The sequence below is a fragment of the Streptomyces sp. NPDC005761 genome (assembly GCF_040630635.1).
Taxonomy (GTDB): domain Bacteria; phylum Actinomycetota; class Actinomycetes; order Streptomycetales; family Streptomycetaceae; genus Streptomyces.
In genome coordinates, this window is record NZ_JBEXXX010000001.1 from 227,283 (window position 1) to 248,643 (window position 21,361).

Annotated in this window: 16 protein-coding genes; 7 read left to right on the top strand and 9 right to left on the bottom strand. The window is 72.2% G+C overall.

Going from position 1 to position 21,361, the window contains the following annotated elements; all coding sequences use genetic code 11:
• Positions 1-35 precede the first annotated feature (35 nt).
• The 5 genes from ABZ434_RS01090 to ABZ434_RS01110 all read left to right on the top strand — a co-directional run bounded on the left by ABZ434_RS01090 (position 36) and on the right by ABZ434_RS01110 (position 10,550).
• Positions 36-1,037: an acyl-ACP desaturase gene (locus ABZ434_RS01090; RefSeq protein ID WP_359131136.1), complete on the top strand. Its 1,002-nt coding sequence runs from the start codon at positions 36-38 to the stop codon at positions 1,035-1,037.
• Positions 1,038-1,077: 40 nt separating this feature from the next.
• The gene (locus tag ABZ434_RS01095) at positions 1,078-8,397 is read left to right on the top strand and encodes an amino acid adenylation domain-containing protein (protein WP_359131137.1); all 7,320 of its coding nucleotides are present in this window, start codon (positions 1,078-1,080) and stop codon (positions 8,395-8,397) included.
• 1 nt (position 8,398) lies between these two features.
• Entirely contained in the window at positions 8,399-9,583 is a 1,185-nt protein-coding gene (locus ABZ434_RS01100) for an FAD-dependent monooxygenase (RefSeq protein ID WP_359131138.1), read from the top strand.
• A gap of 78 nt (positions 9,584-9,661) precedes the next feature.
• A complete protein-coding gene (locus ABZ434_RS01105) occupies positions 9,662-10,096 on the top strand; it encodes a nuclear transport factor 2 family protein (RefSeq protein ID WP_359131139.1) in 435 nt (144 codons plus the stop codon).
• A gap of 55 nt (positions 10,097-10,151) precedes the next feature.
• A complete protein-coding gene (locus ABZ434_RS01110; RefSeq protein WP_359131140.1) occupies positions 10,152-10,550 on the top strand; it encodes a PaaI family thioesterase in 399 nt (132 codons plus the stop codon).
• Between the two features lie 223 nt (positions 10,551-10,773).
• On the opposite strand, the gene ABZ434_RS01115 is transcribed toward ABZ434_RS01110, so the two are convergent.
• The 9 genes from ABZ434_RS01115 to ABZ434_RS01155 are packed head-to-tail and all read right to left on the bottom strand — an operon-like array spanning position 10,774 to position 19,565.
• On the bottom strand, positions 10,774-13,155 hold the full coding sequence (locus ABZ434_RS01115) for an acyl-CoA dehydrogenase family protein (protein WP_359131142.1): 2,382 nt from the start codon (positions 13,153-13,155) through the stop codon (positions 10,774-10,776).
• Complete coding sequence (locus ABZ434_RS01120) at positions 13,152-13,457, bottom strand: acyl carrier protein (protein ID WP_359131415.1); 306 nt, start codon at positions 13,455-13,457, stop codon at positions 13,152-13,154. Before ABZ434_RS01120 ends, ABZ434_RS01115 begins: the two co-directional genes overlap by 4 nt.
• Before the next feature lie 9 nt (positions 13,458-13,466).
• Entirely contained in the window at positions 13,467-15,209 is a 1,743-nt protein-coding gene (locus ABZ434_RS01125) for an acyl-CoA dehydrogenase (RefSeq protein WP_359131143.1), read from the bottom strand.
• The gene (locus ABZ434_RS01130; RefSeq protein ID WP_359131144.1) at positions 15,206-16,036 is read right to left on the bottom strand and encodes an acyl-CoA thioesterase; all 831 of its coding nucleotides are present in this window, start codon (positions 16,034-16,036) and stop codon (positions 15,206-15,208) included. Before ABZ434_RS01130 ends, ABZ434_RS01125 begins: the two co-directional genes overlap by 4 nt.
• A gap of 6 nt (positions 16,037-16,042) precedes the next feature.
• Complete coding sequence (locus ABZ434_RS01135) at positions 16,043-16,309, bottom strand: MoaD/ThiS family protein (protein ID WP_359131145.1); 267 nt, start codon at positions 16,307-16,309, stop codon at positions 16,043-16,045.
• Positions 16,306-18,114 carry a fatty acyl-AMP ligase gene (locus tag ABZ434_RS01140; protein WP_359131148.1) on the bottom strand — a complete coding sequence of 603 codons (1,809 nt, stop codon included), beginning with the start codon at positions 18,112-18,114 and terminating at the stop codon, positions 16,306-16,308. Before ABZ434_RS01140 ends, ABZ434_RS01135 begins: the two co-directional genes overlap by 4 nt.
• Complete coding sequence (locus ABZ434_RS01145) at positions 18,098-18,448, bottom strand: ferredoxin family protein (protein ID WP_359131150.1); 351 nt, start codon at positions 18,446-18,448, stop codon at positions 18,098-18,100. The genes ABZ434_RS01140 and ABZ434_RS01145 overlap by 17 nt, the downstream gene beginning before the upstream one ends.
• On the bottom strand, positions 18,445-19,395 hold the full coding sequence (locus ABZ434_RS01150; protein ID WP_359131151.1) for a hypothetical protein: 951 nt from the start codon (positions 19,393-19,395) through the stop codon (positions 18,445-18,447). Before ABZ434_RS01150 ends, ABZ434_RS01145 begins: the two co-directional genes overlap by 4 nt.
• Positions 19,392-19,565: a hypothetical protein gene (locus tag ABZ434_RS01155; protein ID WP_359131153.1), complete on the bottom strand. Its 174-nt coding sequence runs from the start codon at positions 19,563-19,565 to the stop codon at positions 19,392-19,394. Before ABZ434_RS01155 ends, ABZ434_RS01150 begins: the two co-directional genes overlap by 4 nt.
• Before the next feature lie 149 nt (positions 19,566-19,714).
• Between ABZ434_RS01155 and ABZ434_RS01160 the strand changes: the two genes are divergently transcribed.
• Together ABZ434_RS01160 and fabI are read left to right on the top strand one after the other, a co-directional pair.
• Complete coding sequence (locus ABZ434_RS01160) at positions 19,715-20,578, top strand: alpha/beta hydrolase (RefSeq protein WP_359131154.1); 864 nt, start codon at positions 19,715-19,717, stop codon at positions 20,576-20,578.
• Positions 20,575-21,354 carry an enoyl-ACP reductase FabI gene (gene fabI / locus ABZ434_RS01165; protein WP_359131156.1) on the top strand — a complete coding sequence of 260 codons (780 nt, stop codon included), beginning with the start codon at positions 20,575-20,577 and terminating at the stop codon, positions 21,352-21,354. Before ABZ434_RS01160 ends, fabI begins: the two co-directional genes overlap by 4 nt.
• Positions 21,355-21,361 lie beyond the last annotated feature (7 nt).

The window sequence follows — 21,361 nt, forward strand, 5'->3', positions numbered from 1 at the left end:
CCTCCCTTCCCCGATGAAACGAGACAGAGAGCGCAATGCCTTCCAGCGACCGTTCCGACGCCCTTGACCGCCCCGACCCCTCCGACCGTTCCGCTGCCCGGGCGGAGCGCTCACTGCTGACCGAACTCCAGCCGGTGGTGGAGAGAAATCTCCACCGCCATCTCGACGTCGCCAAGGAGTGGTTCCCCCACGAGTACATCCCCTGGGGCGGGGCCCGGGACTTCGAGGGTCCGCTCGGTGGCGAGGCGTGGACCCAGGACGAGGCGAAACTCCCGGAGGTGGCCCGGATCTCGCTGGTGGTCAACCTCCTGACCGAGGACAACCTGCCCGGATACCACTTCGCGGTGGCCGAGTTCGGCAGGGACGGGGCCTGGGGGACCTGGGTCAACCGCTGGACGGCCGAGGAGGCCAGGCACGGCACCGCCCTGCGCGACTACCTCCTGGCCACCCGGGCCGTCGATCCGAGGGCCCTGGAGCGGGCCCGGATGACGCACATGTCGACGGGATACGACCGCCCCGACGGCTACAGCGCCCTGCACGCGATCGCGTACGCCTCCTTCCAGGAGCTCGCCACCCGGATCTCGCACCGCAACACCGGTCACATGAGCGCCGATCCGGTCTGCGACGCACTGCTCGCCCGGATCGCGGCGGACGAGAACCTGCACATGGTCTTCTACCGGAACCTGGTCGACGCCGCCTTCGAGCTCGCGCCCGACAGTGCGATGGAGGCCGTACGCGACGTCGTGACCGGGTTCGAGATGCCGGGCTCGACGATCAAGGACTTCGGGCGCAAGTCCGCGGAGATCGCGATCGCGGGCATCTACGACCTCCGGCTGCACCACGACAGCGTGGTGATGCCGGTCCTGCGCAACCTGCGCGTGTTCGAGCGGAGCGGGTTCGGCCCGGCCGGTGAGGCGGCACGGGAGGAACTCGCCGCATTCGTGGCCCGGCTGGACACCCAGGCGACGTCCTTCACCGACCGGCGTGAAGGCATCCGTGCCTCACGGGCCAAGCGAGCGGCGGCCGCCGCTGCCTGACGGGGGAGATCCGGACCGGATGCGTCCGGAAGGTGGCGGTGTGCCCGGCGCGGTACCCGCTCGATACCAGGGGGAAGTCATCAGTACCGAGAACGTGCGGCTGTCGCCGTATCAGCGTGACATCTGGCTCGCGGAGTCCCGGACGCCGGGAACCCCGCAGTTCAACGGGGCCGTCCACGAGCGGTTCACGGGCGCCATGGACGGTGAGCTGCTGAGGGAGTGCTTCATCCGTGCCCTGGAACGCCACGACGCCTTCCGGCTCAGGTTCGACGAGTTCGACGGCGTACCGATGCAGTGGCCGGCCGAGACCCTGACGGACGGTTCCGGGCCCGCCGTCGACCTGATCGACCTCTCCGCCGAGCTGGACCCCGCAGGGGCGTGCCGGGCCTGGCGCGAGCGGGCCATGGCCACCCCGTTCGAGCTGCGTGGCCGGCGGCTCTTCCGCGCGGCGCTGCTGCGGGAGGGCGAGGACGCGCTCCACCTGTTCCTGATGGGGCACCACCTGCTGGTCGACGGCCGGGGCGCGGAGATCCTGCACACCGAGGTGATGGAGGACTACGCCAGGCGCTCCCGGGGCCAGGAGCCCCGCGACCGGGGACCCGCCCCGTCGGTGCTGAGCGCGGTCACCGGCCGGGACGCCTACTTCGGCTCCCGGGAGCAGGAGGGCGACCGGGCCTTCCACCGCGCCGAACTGGCGTCGATGGAACCGCACTTCTTCAGCCGGCGTCCGCAGGTCGGCGAGCCCGCGACCCGGCTCCACTCGTTCACGCTGCCGGGTGCGGTGGCCGACCGCATCAAGGAGAGCGGCAGCGCTCCCTTCCCCTACTTCGCCGCCGCACTCGGCACCTGGCTCGCCCGTGTTCACCGCACCGAGCAGGCGGTGATCGGTGTACCCCTGCTCAACCGGCGCAGCAGGACGGAGCTGACCGCGGTCGCGCAGTACGCCAACACGCTGCCCCTGCGCATCGAAGTGCCCGACGGCAAGCCCCTGGCCGGTATCGCGGACGGTGTACAGGAAGCGGTGGGCCTGCTGCAGCAGCACCAGCGGCTGCCGATCGGGGACGTCCTGCGGGAACTGCCGGCCGACGGCTCCCGGGAGCGCCGGCTCTTCGACGTCACCCTGACCTACATGACCCTGCGCAAGCCTCTGGACCTCGACGGCGTGGTACGCGGCGGAGCGGCCTTCACCGCGCCTCCGCACGAGGACGAGGCGCTGGTCGTCAGCATCGTGGCCACCCGGGGCAGGCCGGATCTCCAGGTCGAACTACGCTACGCCACCGATGTGTTCGACGCCGACCTGCCCATCTCGTCGCTGGTCGAGCACCTCACCTCACTGATCACCCACGGGCTCGACAAGCCCGAGCGGCCGGCGGATGAGCTGCTGATGCTCACCGAGCGCGAGCAGGACGAGCTCCAGGGCTTCACCCGCGGCCCGTGGATCCCGTTCGCCGATGACCGGACCCTGCACGCCCTGTTCGAGGAACAGGCGGCCCGGGTGCCCGGCCAGACCGCCGTGCACGGAGCGGAGGGCGAGGGCGTGCTCAGCTACGCCGAGCTCGATGCCCGGGCCAATCAGGTGGCGCGGTCACTGAGGGCCCGGGGGGTGCGCGTCGGTGACCGGGTCGCCGTGCTGATGGAGCGCGGCCTGCGGATGCCGGTGGCCGTCCTCGGCATCCTCAAGGCGGGCGCGGCCTACGTTCCGGTGGACCCGGGACATCCGGCGCGGCGTATCGCCCACATCCTCCGGGACAGCGCGGCCAAGGCCGTCGTGACGGACTCCGCGGGCAGCCCCGTGCCGGTGCCCGAAGGCACCGCGGTGTGCCCGGTCGGCGAACTGCTGCGGGGCCCGGCGGATCCGGTGCCGGCCGAGGCGGGCGCACGGGACCTCGCCTACGTCATCTACACCTCGGGATCGACGGGCCGGCCCAAGGGAGTGATGGTCGAGCACCGTTCCGTGGTGAACCGGCTGGCGTGGATGCAGCGCGCGTTCCCGCTCGGCGCGGACGACGTACTGCTGCAGAAGACGCCCATCTCGTTCGACGTATCGGTGTGGGAGCTGTTCTGGTGGGCCGTCGAGGGCGCCTCGGCGGCGCTGCTGCCACCGGGCGGCGAGAAGGACCCGCGGGAGATCCTGGACACGATCGCCCGACAGCGGGTCACCGTGCTGCACTTCGTGCCCTCGATGCTGGGACCCTTCCTCGACTTGATCGAGGAGTCCCCCGGGCTGCGCGCCCGGGCCGGGTCGCTGCGCCACGTCTTCTGCAGCGGCGAGGCCCTGACGCCCGGCCGCGTGGACCAGTTCCACCGGGTCCTCGGCGGCGACGGGGCACCCCTCCTGGTCAATCTGTACGGGCCCACCGAAGCCACGGTCGACGTCTCCGTCCACGTGTGCCCCGCCCCGGACGGACAGGCCGTCACCCGGGTCCCCATCGGGCGGCCGATCGACAACATCGAGCTGCACGTCCTGGACCGGGGCGGCGAGCCGCAGCCCGTGGGCGTACCGGGTGAACTGTGCATCGGCGGCGTCGGCCTGGCCCGCGGTTACCTCGGCCGGCCCGAGCTGACCCGGGAGAAGTTCGTCGACGCGCCCTTCGTCGACGGCGGCCGCATGTACCGGACGGGCGACCTCGCCCGCTGGCTCGGCGACGGCACCCTGGAGTACCTCGGCCGGATCGACGGCCAGGTGAAGATCCGCGGCAACCGCATCGAGCTGGGCGAGGTCCAGGACGCCCTGTCCCGAATACCCGGGGTGCGGGATGCCGCCGTCGTCGACCACACGGCCCCGGGACGCGGCACGTTCCTGGTCGGCCACTACGTGTCCGACGACGACCTCGAAGCGGCCTACCTGCGCGGACAACTGGCCGAAGAGCTCCCCGACGTCATGATCCCGGCGCACTTCCGGCGGATCGGCTCGATCCCCCTGACGCCGAACGGCAAGCTGGACCGGCGCAGGCTCCCCGCCCCCGACGCCGCACCGGCCGGGGAGCCGGGTGCGGCGCCCCGCACCGGGACCGAGGCACTGCTCGCCCGGATCTGGGCCGAGGTGCTCGGCGTCGAGCGGGTCGGCATCCACGACGACTACTACGCCCTCGGCGGCGACTCGCTCCTGATGCTCCGCATCCGTGCGCTGGCCGAACGGCAGGGCATCCACTTCGCCCTGAGCGACCTCGTGCGGCACCCGACGGTGGCGGCCCTCGCGGCGCGGTCCACCGAGGCCTCCGGGCCCGCTGACACACTCCCGCCCTTCGGGCTCGTCCCGCACGTGGACCGGGCGCGCCTCGGGGACGCCTGTGACGCCTTCCCGCTGACCCGGCTGCAGCTGGGGCTCGTCTATCACAGCCGCCGGGACGAGCGCTCCGCCGTCTACCACGACGTCTTCCGGTACCGCCTGGCGATGCGCTGGGACGAGGCCCGCTTCCAGGACGCCTTCGAGCGTCTCGCGGCCCGCCATCCCGCGCTGCGCTCCTCCTTCGACCTCGGCGGCCTGAGCGAGCCGCTGCAGATCGTGCACCCGGGCGTACCGGCCGGCCTGGAGATCGCCGACCTGCGGGGGCGCGGCCCGGACGACGCGGAAGCGGAGATCCGCCGGCACATCGAGGAACGCCGGTTCCACCGGTACGACTTCGAGCGGCCCCCGCTCTACCTGTTCCGGGCCCACGTGCGCGACGAGGCCGTGGACCTGGTGCTCAGCTTCCACCACGCGCTGCTCGACGGAGGCAGCGTCGCGAACCTGCTGCGCGAGCTCCTCCAGGACTATCTGCACACGCTCGGCGCGGACATCCCCGCGGTCCCGGACGGCGAACTTCCCACCCCGGCCCGCCATGTGCGGGCCGAGCGGGAGACACAGGACGACCCCGCCGCACGCGCGCACTGGCAGCAGCGCCTGGCGGGCACGGAGGTGCTGCGGCTCGACGGCTTCGCGCCGGCCGAAGCGCCCCGCGACGAGGCGCAGGTGGTTCATCAGCTCGTGCTGCCCGACGGACTGACCCGGCAGGCCCGGGCCCTGGCCAGGGAGCACGCGCTTCCGCTGAAGTCCGTGCTGCTCGCCGCGCACTGCCTGACGCTGCGGCTGCTCTCCGGACTCGACGACTTCACCACCGGCGTGATCACGCACGGCCGGCCGGAGTGCGCGGACGCGGAGCGCATGGTGGGCCTGTTCCTCAACACGGTCCCGGTGCGTGTGGGCGCGGCCGCGACCGGGGGCAGCCTGCTCGATGTCGCCCGCGAGCTCTTCCGGCAGGAGTCCGCGGGCCAGGCCCACCAGCGCTACCCGCTGAGCGCCATGCAGGCGGACCACGGCGGAAAGCCGGTGCTGCACACCGCCTTCAACTACGTCCACTTCCACGTGCTCTCCGATGTGCTGCGTCTTCCCGACGTCCGCCTGGAGGAGTTCACGACGTGGGAGGAGACCGACTTCCAGCTCCTGGTCAACGCCTTCATGCATCCGAAGGACGGCACGATCGGGCTGCGCGTCGACGGCGACGGCCGCAGCATCACCCCGGCACAGGCGGAGCTGTTCGGGGACACGTACACCGAGGTGCTGCGCCGACTCGTCACCGGGCCCGGGGAGACGCCCGACTTCGCCTTCCTGGCCGAGTCACAGCCGCCTGCCACGCTCACCGCGGCCGCCGACGCGTTCACCGACGACGTCGTGCTGCTCTTCGACCGGCAGGCCGACCGCACCCCCGACGCGTACGCCGTCACCACCGGGGACCGCACCTGGACGTACCGCGAACTGCGTGAGGCCGCCGAGCAGGTGGCCCGCAGGCTCACCGCCCTCGGGGCCCGCCCCGGCGCCCGCGTCGGCATCGCCATGGACCGCTCGCCCGAGACCGTTGCCGCCATCCTCGGCACCGCCAAGGCCGGCGCCGCCTGCGTACCGCTCGACACCGCCTACCCCGAGGCGCGGATCGCCGCCATGGTGGAGCAGGCCGAGCCCTTCCGGATCATCGCCCGCACGGCGGACGCCGCACTCCTGCCGGATCCCGGGCTGCTCCTGGCCGCGGAGTCCCTCTTCGGCCCGTCGCCGGGAACCGCTGACGGCGGTGACCGGGGCGCCCTGCCGGACGCGATCGGCCTCGACAGCACCGCGTACATCCTGTTCACCTCGGGCTCCACGGGCCGGCCCAAGGGCGTCGTGATGCCCCACCGCTCCCTGGCCGCCCTGATCGGCTGGCAGATCCGGGCAGCGAGCGCGTGCGCCGGCCGGACCACCGTGCAGTACGCACCGCTCAGCTTCGACGTCTCCTTCCAGGAGATCTACTCCACCCTCTGCTCGGGCGGCACCCTGCGCCTGGTCACGGAGGAGGAACGACGCGACATGCCGATGCTGCTGCGCCTGCTCGACGAGGCGGACGCGGCGCGGATCTTCCTGCCGTACGTGGCGCTGCAGCAGCTCGCGGAGGCGTCCGGGGCGCTCGGGATCGCCCCGCGTGGGCTGCGCGTGATCGTGTCCTCCGGCGAGCAGCTGAGGGTCACCGACGAGATCCGGGCCCTCGTCGCCGCGCTGCCGGGGGCGATCCTGGAGAACCAGTACGGGCCCACCGAGTCGCACGTGGTGACCAGCCACACCATGACGGGCGACCCGGCCTGCTTCCCGGCACTCGCCCCCATCGGCACCCCCGTCACCGGTGCCGGGGTGCGGGTGCTCGACCCGCTGGGGCGTCCGGTCCCCCTGGGGGTGAAGGGTGAGCTGTTCCTCACCGGGCCGGCCCTCGCCGACGGCTACCTCGGCGCCGCCTCACTGACCGCCGAGCGGTTCGTGCGCATCGCCGGGCCCGAGGGGGAGGTCACCGCCTACCGGACCGGTGACCTGGGCCGCATGCTCCCCGGGGGCGCGCTCGCCTACGCGGGCCGGGCCGACACCCAGGTGAAGATCCGTGGCTACCGGGTCGAGCCCGCCGAGGCCGAGGTCACCCTCATCGGCCTCGCGGCACGCCACCCGCGCGTTGACATCCAGCAGGCCGCGGTGGTGGCCCGGAGCGCGGCGGACGGACGTACCGGCCTGGTGGCCTTCCTGGTCGGCGACGCCGAGCGGACCGATCTGGAAGCCCTGCGCACCGAACTGCGTTCAGCGCTGCCGGAGTTCATGGTCCCGCAGCACTACGAGTGGCTGGCCGCACTGCCCCTGACCCCGAGCGGCAAGCGTGACGACGGAGCGCTGCGGGCCCTCCCGCTGACCCGGCGGACCGCCGGCGACGGCGCGGCGCCCCGGGACGCGTACGAACGAACTCTGGTGGAGATGCTCGGTGACCTCCTCGGTCTTGAACGGATCGGTGTCCATGACGACATCTTCACGCTGGGTGCCACCTCCCTCACCACGATGCGGCTCGTCGTGCTGATCGAGCAGCGGTACGGCGTCTCGGTCCCGATATCCGGCTTCATCACGGCACCGACGGTGGCCGCCGTGGCCGCGCTGCTGCGCTCCGGCGGCGCCACACCCGGCTTCGACCCCCTGGTGCCGATCCGCCGCGGTGGCAGCAGACCACCGGTCTTCCTGGTCCACCCCATGGGCGGCAATGTCCTGTGCTACCTGCCGTTCGCCCGCCACCTGCCGGACGACCAGCCGCTGTACGCCTTCCAGGCAGCCGGCGGGGACCCCGGTACCGAACCCCTGCGCACGATGGCGTCGATCGCCGCCCACTATGTCGCCGCCATGCGCCGGGCCCAGCCCGAGGGTCCCTATGTCATCGGCGGCTGGTCCTTCGGAGGCTTCGTGGCCTTCGAGATGGCGCGACAGCTGCGGGCAGCCGGACAGGAGGTCGGCAAGGTGATCCTCCTGGACACCGTGGCCCTGGGGCCGGCGGATCAGCACAGGGCGTTCACCGACGAGGCGCTGCTCGGCTGGTTCTTCTGGGAACTGCTGCTGCTCGGCCGTGGCGGCGACTCGCCCCTGGAAGCCATCCCGGCCGAACTCCGCACCCTCGAGGAGAAGTTCGACTTCATCGCAGGGGTCGCCGCCGACGAGGGTGTACTGCCCGCAGGCAGCAAGGGCTCCCTCGTCGGACGCCTCTTCAAGGTGTACGAGGCCAACTGGCGGGCGACACAGCACTACCGGCCCGGACCGGTCGCGGACGACGTCACCCTGATCCGGGCCCGTGAACCGCTGCCGCAGGTCCTGCACGCGATGCACGGCGCGGGCAGCACGCAGCACAAGGACCCTGCCAACGGCTGGCGCACCATGACCACCGGCCGGGTGGAGGTCATCCAGGTGTCCGGCGACCACCTCTCCCTCATGGAGGAGCCGCACGTGGCCCGCGTCGCCCGCCTCGTGGCCGAGCTGGCACGGGGCGAGAGGGACGGGAACCCGTCCCCCACCGCCTTCCCGCCCTCTTCCCGCACTGCCAAGAAGGGACACTGACGTGTCACAGCGAACCAGCCCCCGAGCCATCGTGATCGGAGCCGGCATCGGAGGGCTCGCGACCGCCGTGGCCCTGCGCCGGGTCGGCGTCGAGGTGGAGGTCTACGAGCGCGCCCCCGAGCTGCGCCCCGCCGGATTCGGCATCTCCGTGATGAGCAACGCCGTGGCGGCCCTGCGCGCGCTGGGGATCGACCTCGGTCTGGAGAAGCGCGGACAGACCATCCTCCACACCGGGATCATGACCGACCGGGGCCGGACCCTGCGCTCCCTGCCGGTCGAGACCGCCGGTGACCGGCTCGGTGCCCCGAGCGTCGCGATGTACCGGGGCGACCTGCAGGCAGCGCTGCTCGACGCCCTCGGAGGGCTGCCCATCTCGGTGGGAGCGGCCGCGAGCGGCTACGAGATCACCGGGGACGGGGCGCGGGTCCGTTTCGAGGACGGCAGGGAAGCCACCGGCGACATCCTGATCGGCGCCGACGGCATCAACTCCGCGGTCCGCCGCCGGCGTACCGGCGACGACAGCGGCCCGCAGTACGGCGGATTCCTCTGCTGGCTCTCCGTCACCCCCTTCGCCCACCCGAAGATCACCAAGGGGTTCAACGCCCATTACTGGGGTCTCGGAAAGCGCTTCGGCATCCACGACGTGGGCCAGGGCCGCGCCTACTGGTGGGGCACCCTGAACATGCCGGCCGACGCGGCGAGCCGCTGGGACGGGGACAAGGACCAGATCGTGCGGGCCTACTCCGGATGGGCCGACGAGGTGTGCGAGGCCATCTCGACCACCCCGGTCGAGGACATCGTCGCCGTACCGGCGCAGGACCGCCCGTTCCTGGAGAACTGGGGCGAGGGCCCGGTGACCCTCCTGGGCGATGCCGCACACCCCATGCTCCCCAGCCTGGGCCAGGGCGGCAGCACCGCCATCGAGGACGCCGTGGTGCTCGCTCAGTGCCTGGCCGCGGACACGGACGCCGTCGCGGCACTGCGCAGGTACGAGGGCATGCGACGCGAGCGCACCCGGGAAATGGTCGAGGTCTCCCGCAAGTTCGGCGGGTTCGAGCAGCTGGAGAACCCCGCCCTGCGCGTCGTGCGCGACATGTATCTGCGCTACGCGCCTCAGTCCGTTCTGTTCAAGCCCTTCCAGCGGGCCCTGACCCCCCAGCTGCTCGATGACGCGCCGGCGGGCTGACGGAGCTCTCGTCCGGCGCAGGACCCGATAAGCCGCATCCCGGCCCGCCCGGGCCGTCCGACCACCCGAGGAGAACCGATGACCCCGACCGCCGCACGAACTCAGGAGCACCTCGATGCCAGGAGCGTGGTGCACCGCTACCTCCAGGGGCTGCGGGAACGCGACGCGGGGATGATCGCCGACGTCGTCGCCGCCGATGCCGTCTACCGCATACCCGGGAACCATCCGGTGGCAGGGACCTGGACCGGACTGGGGGAGATCGCCGAGAAGTTCCTGATCCCCATGGGCGAGCGCTTCGATCCGGCGGCCGAGTACGCGGTCGACGTCCTGCACGTCATCGCCGAGGGCGACGAGGTCTCGGTCGAGTGCGTCACCAGGGCCACGACCCGGGGCGGGGCCCCGTATGTCCTGGACATCAGTGCGCAGTTCACCGTCAGGGAGGGCAGGATCCGGAGCATGCGGGAGTACTTCGACACCGAGTACTTCGCCCGCACTCTCTTCGGCGAGGTCTGAGGTGGATTCGCTCCGGCCCCGGACCGCTCCGTCCGGGGCCGGGCCGATTCCGGGCATGCCGGGTGACCTGGCGCCGGAGCAGCTCACGCACCGGCTGGGCATCGAGGTCAAGGAGTGGTCCGCGGAGCGGGTGGTCGCCACCATGCCCGTGGCCGGGAACCGCCAGCCGTTCGGTCTGCTGCACGGGGGCGCGAGTGCCGCGCTCGCCGAGACGCTCGGCTCGCTCGCCGCTGCCGCCTACGTGGGCTCGGACGGGATGCTGGTCGGCGTGGAACTGAACTGCACGCACCACCGGGCGGTCCGCGAGGGGCTCGTCACGGGCGTCTGTGAACCGCTGCACCAGGGGAACCAGATCGCCACCTACCAGGTGACGATCACGAACGACAGCGGGCGGCCGGTCTGCACCGCACGCCTGACGTGCCTGCTGCGCAGGGGTACGGCCGCGCAGCGATGACCCCGGCCGGCGGCGGTGGCGCGGATTCCGGCCGCCCACCGCCGCCCAGCGGGGCGGGGCCAAGGGCTGTCCCGCAATTCCTGGCGGGCGCGCGACGACAGCTACGGCACCTCTCCGCGTTGTCGCAACGCCCGAATACGTCCAGTATGCGGGCGCCTCTCCGCCTTGCGACGCACCGCATCTGACGCCGCGCGCTGATCCACCAAGAATTGCGGGACAGCCCTTAGGGTCGCCGCGCCGCGATCAGCCGCATGCCGAGGGCGGGGTCCTCCCACGCGGACCGCACATGGCCCAGGCCCGCAGCCCGGAGCAGCCCCTCGACCTCCCCGTCCGCCAGTGCCGTCCCGCCCGCGACGGCGAGGCCCAGGCGTGCCACGGCGGCCCCGAGGGGGCGCTTCGGTGCGAGCGGGCACGGCAGGACGATCCAGCCGCCGGGCATCAGCGCAGCGGCCGCGGCCCCGACAGCCCGGCGCAGATCATCGCCCGGCAGCCCGCCGAGGGGCAGCCAGGCGAGAGCGAGCCGGTCGTCCTCCTCGAAGCCGTCCGGGTCGCCGGGCCGTATCCGCACCTGCCCGTCGACCGTGGGCAGCGGCAACTGCTCCGGTTCCAGCGCGAGTATCGGTACCCAGGGGATCTGACGCGCCAGTTCGACGGCGGACCGGGCGCCGTCACCGGCCGCACAGCCGATCCTCGCACCGGGCAGATCGAGCATCGCCGGCAGCCCTTCCAGCTGTCCCAGCAGGGAGTTGACGAGCACATCCGCAAGAATCGGCGCCTCGCCGCCGCATCCGGGCGCCGGCGCACGCGTCACCGTCCCGGACCGCAGCCGGTCACCACCGTCCACCGCGCGCAGCAAGCGTGCGGCGAACGCGGAGGCGCGCGGGCCACCGACGAGGACACGCTCCAGGCCTTCGGCGGCCGCGTAGCGGCCCTCGTCGTCCCGCCTCACCAGGGCGGTGTCCGCCAGAACCTCCAGCAGCCCTTCGGCGAGACCGACGGGCAGCCCATCGGCGGCCTCCTTCGCCGTGCACGGTCGGAGCAGCCGGGCGAACAGCCCGGTCCGCCACGCGACGGCGCAGGCCAGGAACGCCCACGCCCCGGCTGCCGCCTCCGCGAGCTGCCCGTCGAGGAGACCCGCCGGTCCCCGCGGCATCGTCTCGGGTGCCGTCCCGTGACCGACGGCTGTCCACAGCGTGTGGGCGCGGCCGAGCAGCGCGGCGAGCTGCTCGCGGGGGCCCGGCCCGGCGGATGCGAGGCCGGCCGCCGACAGCACCTCGCCCACGGGGCCCGCGTATGCGCCGGCACCGTCGTACGCGGCCGCGGCGTGCAGGGCCCACCAGGAATCCGCCAGCCGGGCGACGGCGCGCTCGGCGGCCTCCTGGCGCACCCGCTTCCCCTCCAGGCCGACGATCGAGCGCTGGCCCAGCTGGATGAGGAGCGTCTCCTGGGATCCCTGGCCAGAGATCAGGCCCAGGACGTCACGCATGAAGCGTTCCCAGGGGAAGGTGGCCATGTACGCCTCGCCGCCCTGCAGACCCATCACCAACTGGCCCACGCGCAGCGCGCTTTCGGCCGTCTGGTGCTTGGCCACGGTGGCGAGCTCGTCGAAGTGCGGGTCGCGGTCGGCCGAGCGGGTGCCGTCGAGCGCCCGGTAGACGCTCGCGCGGGCGCTCTGCAGCAGCATGTGCATCTCACCGACCGAGCGCTCCACGTTGGTGTGGTCCAGGACCGGGCGCCCGCCGCGCCTGCGTGTGGCCAGGGCCTCCACGCAGTTCTCGACCACCGCGTCCAGAGCGCCGAGCACCCCGCACGCACTCATCGTGCGGCGGATACGCGCGTACGTGTTGAGTTCGCTGAGCGCGTCGGCGCGCCACACGAGCCGCCACTGAGGCAGCCGCACGTCGTGCAGGAGCACCTGGCCCAGGCCCATCGTGTGCAGCCCCATGGTGTCCATGGGGACCGGCGTGACACCCGGATCGTCCTTCTCGACGACGAAGGCGAGCATGTCGTTGGACGCCTCGTCGCGCAGGAACAGGATGAACAGGTCGGCGAAGGCGGCCCCGGCGAGGAAGCGCTTGGCGCCGTTGAGCACCCATGTGCCGCCTTCGAGGCGTGCCGTGGACGTGTAGTCGTACGGGTCCCGGCTCTCGTAGGCGCCCTGTACGCCGAAGCGCCGGCCGGCCACCAGGTCCGGAACGTAGCGTTCGATGAGCTCCGGTGTGCCGCTGGACAGGATCAGCTCGGTGATCTCGACGGTGATGTCGAGCAGTACGGCGAAGCCGGGATCGAGCGAGAGGCGGGCGATCTCCTCGACCACCACACCCCAGGCGAGCTTGTCCCGTCCGTCGCCCCCTGCGTCGACCGGCAGCGAGAACCGCATCAGGCCGAGATCGCCCGCCTGCTCGAACACGCCTTTGTCGAGCGGCCGACGCCCGTGGTTGCGGAAGTGGGAGCCGGGGTTGGCGTTGTCCAGTACGAAGCCCGCGAACCTGCGCCGGGCCTCGCGCCGGACCTGCTCCACCTGTGCGTCGAGCGTGCTGTGCGGCCCGTGGCGCTCCTCGCCGCCCCGGTTCATGACATCGGCGGCGCGGGCCCGGGCCGTCACGCGGACGCCCCGGCCACGGCGTCCGGGACCGGCGTGGCCGTCGCGTCGTGCTCCAAGGCACGGACGAGGCCCTCGACGGTGTCCTCGCCGAGGAAGCGTTCCAGCGGCACATAGGCACCGGTGTGTTCCTCGACCTCCACGGAGAGCTGGGCCGCGGTGAGGGAGTCGATGCCCATCTCGCCGAGCGGCTGGTCGGCCGGGAACGGTCCGTCGAGGCCCAGCAGGTCTGCGATCAGCGACGAGAGCCAGATGCCGAGGGGCTCGGCGGAGGGGTCCGAAGGGTCGATGCGCGCGGTGGTGATGGCGTACTCCTAGCGTCGCTCGGGCGTGGGATCACGGTGTTGCGGTGCGAGCCGCTGCGGCACGAGTGAGAACGCCAGGTCGTCGTCGTCGAGTTCGCCGAGCCGGCGCACCAGCAGTTCCTCGGCCGCCGGGTCGGAAGGGACCGGCAGGCCGAGCCGGGCCACGACGCGGCGCAGTGCGAGCGAGAGCCAGGCCCGCTCGGTGGCCAGGCCGCCGAGCGCCGAACGGCGCCGGAGCCAGGTGTGCACGCAGCAGGCCCCCGCGTGCACCAGACAGTGCCTGCGGGCAGCCTCGTAGGCCTCGGCCGTCCGCAGGGTGCCGAGACCGGCGAAGGCCGTCCGGGTCTCGTCACGGACCTTCAGGAGCGTCCGGGCCAGGCCGGCGAGCTCAGGGTCGCCGGCCAGCTCCTCGACCGCCTCGTCGAGGAGGTCGACGACCTCGTCGGCGCCGCCGAAGGTGAGTGAGGGGCGCAGCTCCCGCGGTGCGGGCGACACCACCGGCTCGCCGAACCCGAAGAGCGTGGGGAGCGGCAGCGCCGCGGGCGCCCTGCGGCGGCGTGCCGCGCCGGCCAACTGGGCCCTGACCGTATCCAGCTGGACCAGCTCGGTGCCCTCGAACACCGGGGTGATCGCCACATCGCGCAGCAGCTTCTGGAAGGCGCCGCCGGCCACTCCTTCGCGCAGGTGGGCCCGTGCGCTGAGGACCTCCGCGCAGGCGTTCACGGTGTCCACGCACAGACCCGGCACCACGTACTTGGCCACCGCGGACCAGAGTGCCATGCGCTGTCGTGCCACATCGAGCCCGCGCGCGGCGGCCAGCCCGGTGCACTCCGCGACCAGCAGATCGGCGAAGCCACGGGCGAGCAGGGAGCGCACCGGGGCCATCGCGAGGGCCGGCCGGCCGTAGAGCATCCGCCCACGGGCGTGGCGCAGCGCGATCCGCAGTGCCGTGTCGGCCGCGCCGAGGCTGCTCGCACCGACCAGGGTCCGGGTGAACTGCAGCATTCCGGAGACCATCTCGATGCCGCGGCCGGGCCGGCCGAGCAGGGCCCCGGCGCCGACCCGGCAGCCGCTGAGCGCGAAGCCGCTCAGGTCATGGCCGCGCAGACCGTGGGTGCGCACCTTCTCGAGCCGCTTCACCGCGTCGCCGCCGAGGGCGTCGAAGTCGAGCAGGAAGAGTCCGTACGAGGGGTCGGACGCGGCAAGGACGGTGGCGAACGAGGAGCGCCGGCCGTTGCCGACCAGCCACTTCTCTCCGTCGAGCACATACCCGCCGGGAGCGGGGACGGCACGGGTGCCGGTGGCGAGCAGATCGCTGCCCGCCGCCTCCTCGCTGATGCCGGCCGTGCCCCAGGCGCGGCCGAGGACGAGCTCGGCGACCCTGCGCCGCTGTGCGTCGTCGCCCCAGACCCATACCGGTGTCGCGGCCAGGAGCGTCGACCCGAGGCCGACGGAGACCGCCAGATCACGGCGCGAGGTCGCGCGCACGACGGCCATCAGCGACTCGAAGGAGCCGAGACGTCCGCCTTCGGAGACGGGGACCAGATGCCGGTGCAGGCCGGCCGCCCAGGCTGCCTCGTAGGCCGCGGTGGGCTCCGCGTCGAGCTCGTCGGCGCGCACCCCTTCGGCGAGCGAGAATCCGCCGCCCGGGTCGAAGGGACAGCCGAGCGCCTGCTCGAGCCGTGCCGCAGCGGCGAACGTGGGCAGCGAGCCCTCGGGCCCGGGAGCCGGTGGGGCGTCCAGGAGGGTCATATCTGTTCCACCACAACGGCGTACGGTCCGCCGTCCTCGTCCCCGGCGAGCCGCAGCTCATGCACGAACGCGAGCCCTTCGCCGGTCCCGTGGGCGGTGGTGCGGACCTGTATCAGATCCCACAGCTGTCCGGCCCGCAGCCAGCTCACGTCCACTCGGCGCAGCGGCGCGGCCAGTGCGCGACGCAGCCCGGGGACTGCCTTGCCGTGCCGCATGACGAGTTCCTCGCGCGCCCCGGCGGCGAACCCGAGCGTCTCGGCCCAGTACCACTGGTCGGCGACCTCGCAGTGATGGCGGTGCACACGGAACTGTGTCTCACCGACGGCGAGTTGATCGTCCTCCCGTTCGAACCCGGCGCCCAGCGCGCGTACCTGCGAGCGGTGGGGAGTGCGTTCGATCTCGTCGTCGTGGAAGGCGGTGACGAGTGCCTCGGGCAGTGACCGTGGTGCGCCGGAGAGCGCCTCGTCGCCGCTGAGCCGCAGGGGCACCGACGCGGCCCGTGTGCGCACCGCGACACCGGCCGGGCCTTCGAGTGTCATCTCCACCTCCAGCTGCGAGGCGCGCGGGCCGCGGACGCGCGCGGTCACATCGACGAGCACCTCGTCGGCGTCGAGGAAGCGCAGCGGGTGTACGTACTCCAACTGCCATGACCACAGCACGAACCCCACCTGGTGCTCGTGCACCAGGGTGCGGTGGCTGCACACGTGGTCGCGCATCCAGCGGGTGCCGGCCTGGAAGGCGAGCCGCCCGACCGCGGTGGGCTGCAGCTGGACCGGGGTGAAGAGGCTCGCGTCGAGTACGGCCTCGTAGGTGGAGCTGCGCGGCATCGCGGCCTAGCCCCCGGAGACGGCGGTGACGATGTCGACCCGGTCGTCCTCGGCGGCGGTACGGTCCAGTTCGCTCTTCGTGAGCCGCTCGCCGTTGAGGGCGATCAGATGCGTCGGGCGCACCTCTCCCATCCGGTCGAGCAGCACCTCGCCCAGGTTGGGGTAGCGCTCGGTCAGCGCGGTCAGTCCGGCCCGCACGGTCTTTCCGCCGACCTCGATCTCGTTCTCGTACTCCGTGAAGCGGAGCAGGACGCCCCTGACCTTGATGATCACCGGCCGGTCCCTTCGTCGATGCGGTCCTGTTGTCTGCCGCCGGAGTCCGGCGTCCGTCCGTGCCGGTCGGGCGCCTGCCACCGGGCTAGCTCCTGGAGGTCGCCGGCGAGGTAGTCCCGGCGCGCCAGCCAGCGCTGTACCTTTCCGCTGGAGGTCTTGGGGATGCTCCGCGGCGCCGTCAGGACGACGGCGTGCGGCGGAACGCTCAACTCCCGTGATACCGCCCGCCGGATGCCGTCGACGGCGGCCCGGTGCCCTTCCTCGTCGCCGGTGTCGGCCTCGTAGACCACCACCAGGCGCTCGGTGCCTCCCGCGGCGTCCTCCACCGCGAACGCGGCACCGCAGTTGCGGCGGATTCCGGGTACCTCGGCCTCGCAGACCCGCTCGATGTCGGTCGGATCGAGATTGCGGCCGTTGACGATGACCAGGTCCTTCAGACGCCCTGCCACGAAGAGTTCACCGCTCCGGACGAACCCGAGGTCACCGGTCCGCAGATACGGCCCGTCCCCGGTCGTCGTCCTCGCGCCGAACGTCTCGGCACTCTCCCGCGGCCGTTGCCAGTAGCCGTCGGCGACACCGGGGGAGTCGACCCAGATCTCACCGACCGCGTCGTCATCGAGCGCCTCGTGGGTGACCGGGTCGGCGATCAGCAGCCGGGTGTCGGGGCCCGGGTGGCCGCAGCTCACCACCGACCGGGAGCCCTGGGCCGGCCCGGCGGGGGTCGCCGTGCCACGCGTCTCGAGCTCGTCCCGGACGACGTCCACCGAGCGCCAGCCGTCCAGCGGCTTGCTGCCGGTCACGAACAGGGTGGCCTCGGCGAGGCCGTAGCAGGGGCAGAAGGACTTGTCCCTGAAGCCGCTCGGTCCGAAACGCTCGGCGAACCGGGCCATCGTCTCGGGGCGCACCGGCTCGGCGCCGGTGAAGGACAGCTCGACGCCCGACAGGTCGAGGCCTGCCACATCGGCGTCCGTCGCCCGGCGTACGCAGAGGGCGTACGCGAAGTCCGGGGCGCCGGTGATCGTCGCACCGTACCGGGACAGCATGCGCAGCCAGGCCATGGGGCGGCGCAGGAAGGTGACCGGCGACATGAGTGTCACCGGTATGCCGGCGTACAGCGGGGTGAGGATGCCGCCGATCAGACCCATGTCGTGGTACGGGGGCAGCCAGAGGCCTCCCGAACTGCCCGGGTGGATCCCGAACCCGCGCGCGATGTCACGGCAGTTGCTCAGCAACTGGGCATGGCTGAGCATGACGCCGCGCGGCAGCGCCGTCGAACCGGAGGTGTACTGGAGCAGTGCGAGCCGGCCGGGACGGATCCCCGGAACCGGCCCTTCGGCGCCGGCGTCCGGTCCGGCCGGCGCGTCGGTCGCGATCAGGCGGGGAGCCCGGCCGTCGAGCGTGGTCGCCAGCCAGTCCGCCATCAGCGGTGCGAGGTCCGAGGTGGTCAGGACGACATCGGAGCCGGTGTCCCGGATGATGGCGGCCAGCCGCGGCAGGGTGCGCGCCAGGCGGGTCGGATCCGGCGGGAACGCGGGCACCGCGGGCACGCCCGCGTAGAAGCAGCCGAACAGGCCCGCGAGGTAGTCGAGGCCCGGCGCGAAGAGCAGCAGCGCCGGATCGGGCCGCCCCTGGGTGGTGGCCAGAATGCGGGCCGCGACTATCAGCGCACGCCGGTGGAGCTCGGCGTAGGTGATCTCCTCGGCCGATTCGTCCTCACCGACGAATCGGTAGGCGACGACATCGGGCTGCCGGAGGGCCCGTTCGTGCAGCAGCGACGCGAGATCGGGGTCACCGACAGGAGACACCGGGAGCCTGTTCCGCCGGGAGCGACGCCCACTTGCCGGACTTCCCCAGCCAATCCTCGCCGTCGGGCAACGGCGCCACGCGTGTGGTGGCCAGGGGCAGTTCGGCCGAGAGCCGGGCGTTCCACTCGAGTGCCGGTGCGAGCTCGGGGGGCAGTTCGTCCTCCGGGTAGATCGCGTCGGCGGGGCACGCCTCCACGCAGTTCCCGCAGTCGATGCACTCCTCGGGATCGATGACGAGGAACGTCCCGCCTTCGCGGAAGCAGGCGACGGGGCAGTAGGTGATGCACTCCGTGAACTTGCAGTGGACGCACTGCTCGGTGACCACGTGTGTCACGGCAGGTCCTTCACTGTCTCGTCCGGTGTCCCGGTCCGCCCCGCGAGGGCCGCCGCGAGCTGCTCGGCATGCCGGTCCACGAAGCGGTGTCCCGCGTCGAGACCGAGTTCATAGGCCTTGACCAGGCCCTCCGGGGTTGCCGCGGCATAGTCGACGCCCAGCGGCTTGAGGTCGTCGTCCGGTTTGACCACCAGGACCCGGGCCCCGGCCAGGACGGAGCCGTCGGCGATCTCCTCGGAGGCGTACAGGTCACGGAAGAGCGGGAAGGGGTCGCTTCCGATCGCGATCAGCGTGGTCACACCCTTGGCCGCGACCTCGCGCGCCGGACAGGCGCAGGTGTACGACGCGTCGACGTAGGCCTCTCCGTCGACCTCGGCGGGAACCGCCCAGGCATGCAGCATCCGGGTCGACGCGTAGGAGACCGCGTCGTAGTTGTCCGGCGTCAGCCGGGGCTCCCCACCCCCGGCCACGGCGTGCGAGGAGAACACGGTCGCGGCCAGGTTCTCCTCGACCCAGCTCCGGTCCCCGGTGAAGATGTTGCGCAGGAGCTGCTTGCCGAGCGCCTTGGCCTCGGGCCCCTGGGTGACCTTCGCGGCCTCCGCGTTGGTGACCTTGCTGGTGGCCAGGAGGAACTCGGGGGCCCCGGGGCGGAAGAGGCCCTCGCGCAGCCCGGGGCCGTACTCCTTGATGCTGTCGAGCGCGACGGTGCTCATGCCCTTCTCGGCGGCAGCAGCGGCGGCGCCGAGCCAGTAGTCCACGCCGACCTCCCGCGCCCGGCCGGTCGCGGCGAGGCCGCCGGAGAGCCCGGAGGACGAGGCGGTGCCGTACACGTGCGCGCGCAGTCCGAGTTCCTCGAAGGCGGACAGCACCCCGTGGCCGTACACGCCCTTGAGCATTCCGGAGGCGACGGCGATCCCGATGCGCTCCGTGGTGTCTGCGTCGGTCATGGCAGCAGCCCCTCCTCGGACTTCGGTGCGGCGGCGGGCGCGGCCGTGGAGCAGTCCGTCAGGAGCTGCGCGTCGATCAGGCCGTCCAGATGGTCCTTGATCCACTGGTTCGGGCCGGGGCCCGTGTCGACCACTTCGCCCGTGCGGGAAGGGGGGTGCGTGAGCGTCATACCGACCTCCAGGGGGAGAGTTGACTGAGCAGACGTTAGCACGACCGTCCGTATAGTTTTCTAGTCCCGGCGAGGGCGGTGGAGGCTAAATGTGAGCGAACGATCGTGCTAACATCTCGCGGCATGGTGATCGATCTGGAGGGCGTGGAATGGATCCCGCTGCGGCAACCGTCAGTGCGGCCCTGAGTGACCGGGGTGAAGAGGTGTTCGACCTCTTCCGCCGGCCGCAGGGGCGCAGCAGGACCCGGCCCGACGAGCGGACGGCCATCGAAAGCGCGCGGACCAGCGAGCTGGCCGTCAACGGCAAGGTCGCGGTCGTTTACCGCTGGGGCAGTGGCGAGCGCCCGGTGCTGCTCGTCCACGGATGGGAGTCGCGGGCATCGCGCTACGCGAAGGCCGTAGCCCGGCTGCTGGAGCTCGGGTACAGCCCGGTGTCCTTCGACGCGCCGGGGCACGGGGAGGCGACCGGTGACTCCACCACCCTGCTGGAGTACCGCGACATCATCACGGAACTCCATCGTGTGCATGGGGAGTTCGAGGCCATAGTGGCGCACTCGTTCGGGGCCACCGCGACCTTCTTCGCCCTGCAGCACGGGGTGCGCGCGGGCCGGATCGTGGCGATCAGCACGGTTCCCGACTTCACGTATCTCGTCGACGCCTTCAGCGCCGGGATGGGCCTCGAAGCGCACATCAAGGAGGAGCTGCGAGGGCGCATCGAACGGGATGTGTATCCGGGGGAGGCGGACATGTGGACCCGCTTCTCGGTCTTCCACGAGTCCGCGAGCGTGCGGGTCCCGCTCCTCGTCATCCATGACGAGGAGGACGGCATGGTCGACGCCGGCCAGGGGAGGCGGGTGGCCGAGGCCTTCGGCGACCGGGCCCGACTGGTCACCACCCGCAGATTCGGGCACCGGCGCATCCTCGGCGCCCCCCAGGTCGTCGCGGAGATAGCGAAGTTCATGACCTCCGGGGTCACGGAGGACGGGCGCAAGAGCGAAGTGGGAGCGGGATGAGCGGAATACTCGCGGGCAAGCGCATTCTGGTGACCGGGGTCCTGATGGAGTCCTCGATCGCCTTTCACACGGCCCGGCTCGCGCAGGAGCAGGGCGCCGAGGTGGTACTCACCGGGTACGGCCGGCTCAGCCTGGTCGAACGCATCGCCAAGCGGCTGCCCCGGCCGGCGCCGCTGATCGAACTCGACGTCCAGAACGAGGGGCACCTGGAGAGCCTCGCGGAACGGATCAGGGAGAGCGTCGGTCAGGACGCCCGCCTCGACGGCGTGGTGCACTCCATCGCCTTCGCGCCGCAGGACGCGCTGGGGGGCAACTTCCTGGAGACCGGCTGGGGCTCCGTCGCGACCGCTGTGGAGGTGTCCGCGTACTCGCTGAAGGCCCTGGCCGTGGCCTGTCTGCCGCTCATGGAGGAGCGGGGCGGGTCGATCGTGGGGCTGGACTTCGACGCGCAGACCGCCTGGCCCGCGTACGACTGGATGGGCGTGGCCAAGGCGGCCCTCGAGTCCACCTCGCGCTACGTCGCCCGGGATCTCGGGCCGCGCGGCATCCGCTGCAACCTGGTTGCGGCCGGGCCGGTCAAGACGATGGCGGCCAAGTCCATCCCCGGGTTCGAGACCTTCCGCGAAGTGTGGAGCACGCGATCGCCCATCGGCTGGGACCTGTCCGACCCCGAGCCGGCGGCCCGTGGGGTCGTCGCGCTGCTCTCGGACTGGTTCCCCCGCACGACGGGTGAGATCGTGCACGTCGACGGAGGGGTGCACGCCATGGGGGCGTGAGCCGGAG

Bases quoted from the DNA above. Each gene is read 5' to 3' on its own strand.
- ABZ434_RS01105 (WP_359131139.1), top strand. From the start codon at position 9,662: ATGACCCCGACCGCCGCACGAACTCAGGAGCACCTCGATGCCAGGAGC.
- ABZ434_RS01150 (WP_359131151.1), bottom strand. From the start codon at position 19,395: ATGACCGACGCAGACACCACGGAGCGCATCGGGATCGCCGTCGCCTCC.
- ABZ434_RS01125 (WP_359131143.1), bottom strand. From the start codon at position 15,209: ATGACCCTCCTGGACGCCCCACCGGCTCCCGGGCCCGAGGGCTCGCTG.
- fabI (WP_359131156.1), top strand. From the start codon at position 20,575: ATGAGCGGAATACTCGCGGGCAAGCGCATTCTGGTGACCGGGGTCCTG.
- ABZ434_RS01155 (WP_359131153.1), bottom strand. From the start codon at position 19,565: ATGACGCTCACGCACCCCCCTTCCCGCACGGGCGAAGTGGTCGACACG.
- ABZ434_RS01160 (WP_359131154.1), top strand. From the start codon at position 19,715: ATGGATCCCGCTGCGGCAACCGTCAGTGCGGCCCTGAGTGACCGGGGT.
- ABZ434_RS01130 (WP_359131144.1), bottom strand. From the start codon at position 16,036: ATGCCGCGCAGCTCCACCTACGAGGCCGTACTCGACGCGAGCCTCTTC.
- ABZ434_RS01110 (WP_359131140.1), top strand. From the start codon at position 10,152: ATGCCGGGTGACCTGGCGCCGGAGCAGCTCACGCACCGGCTGGGCATC.
- ABZ434_RS01090 (WP_359131136.1), top strand. From the start codon at position 36: ATGCCTTCCAGCGACCGTTCCGACGCCCTTGACCGCCCCGACCCCTCC.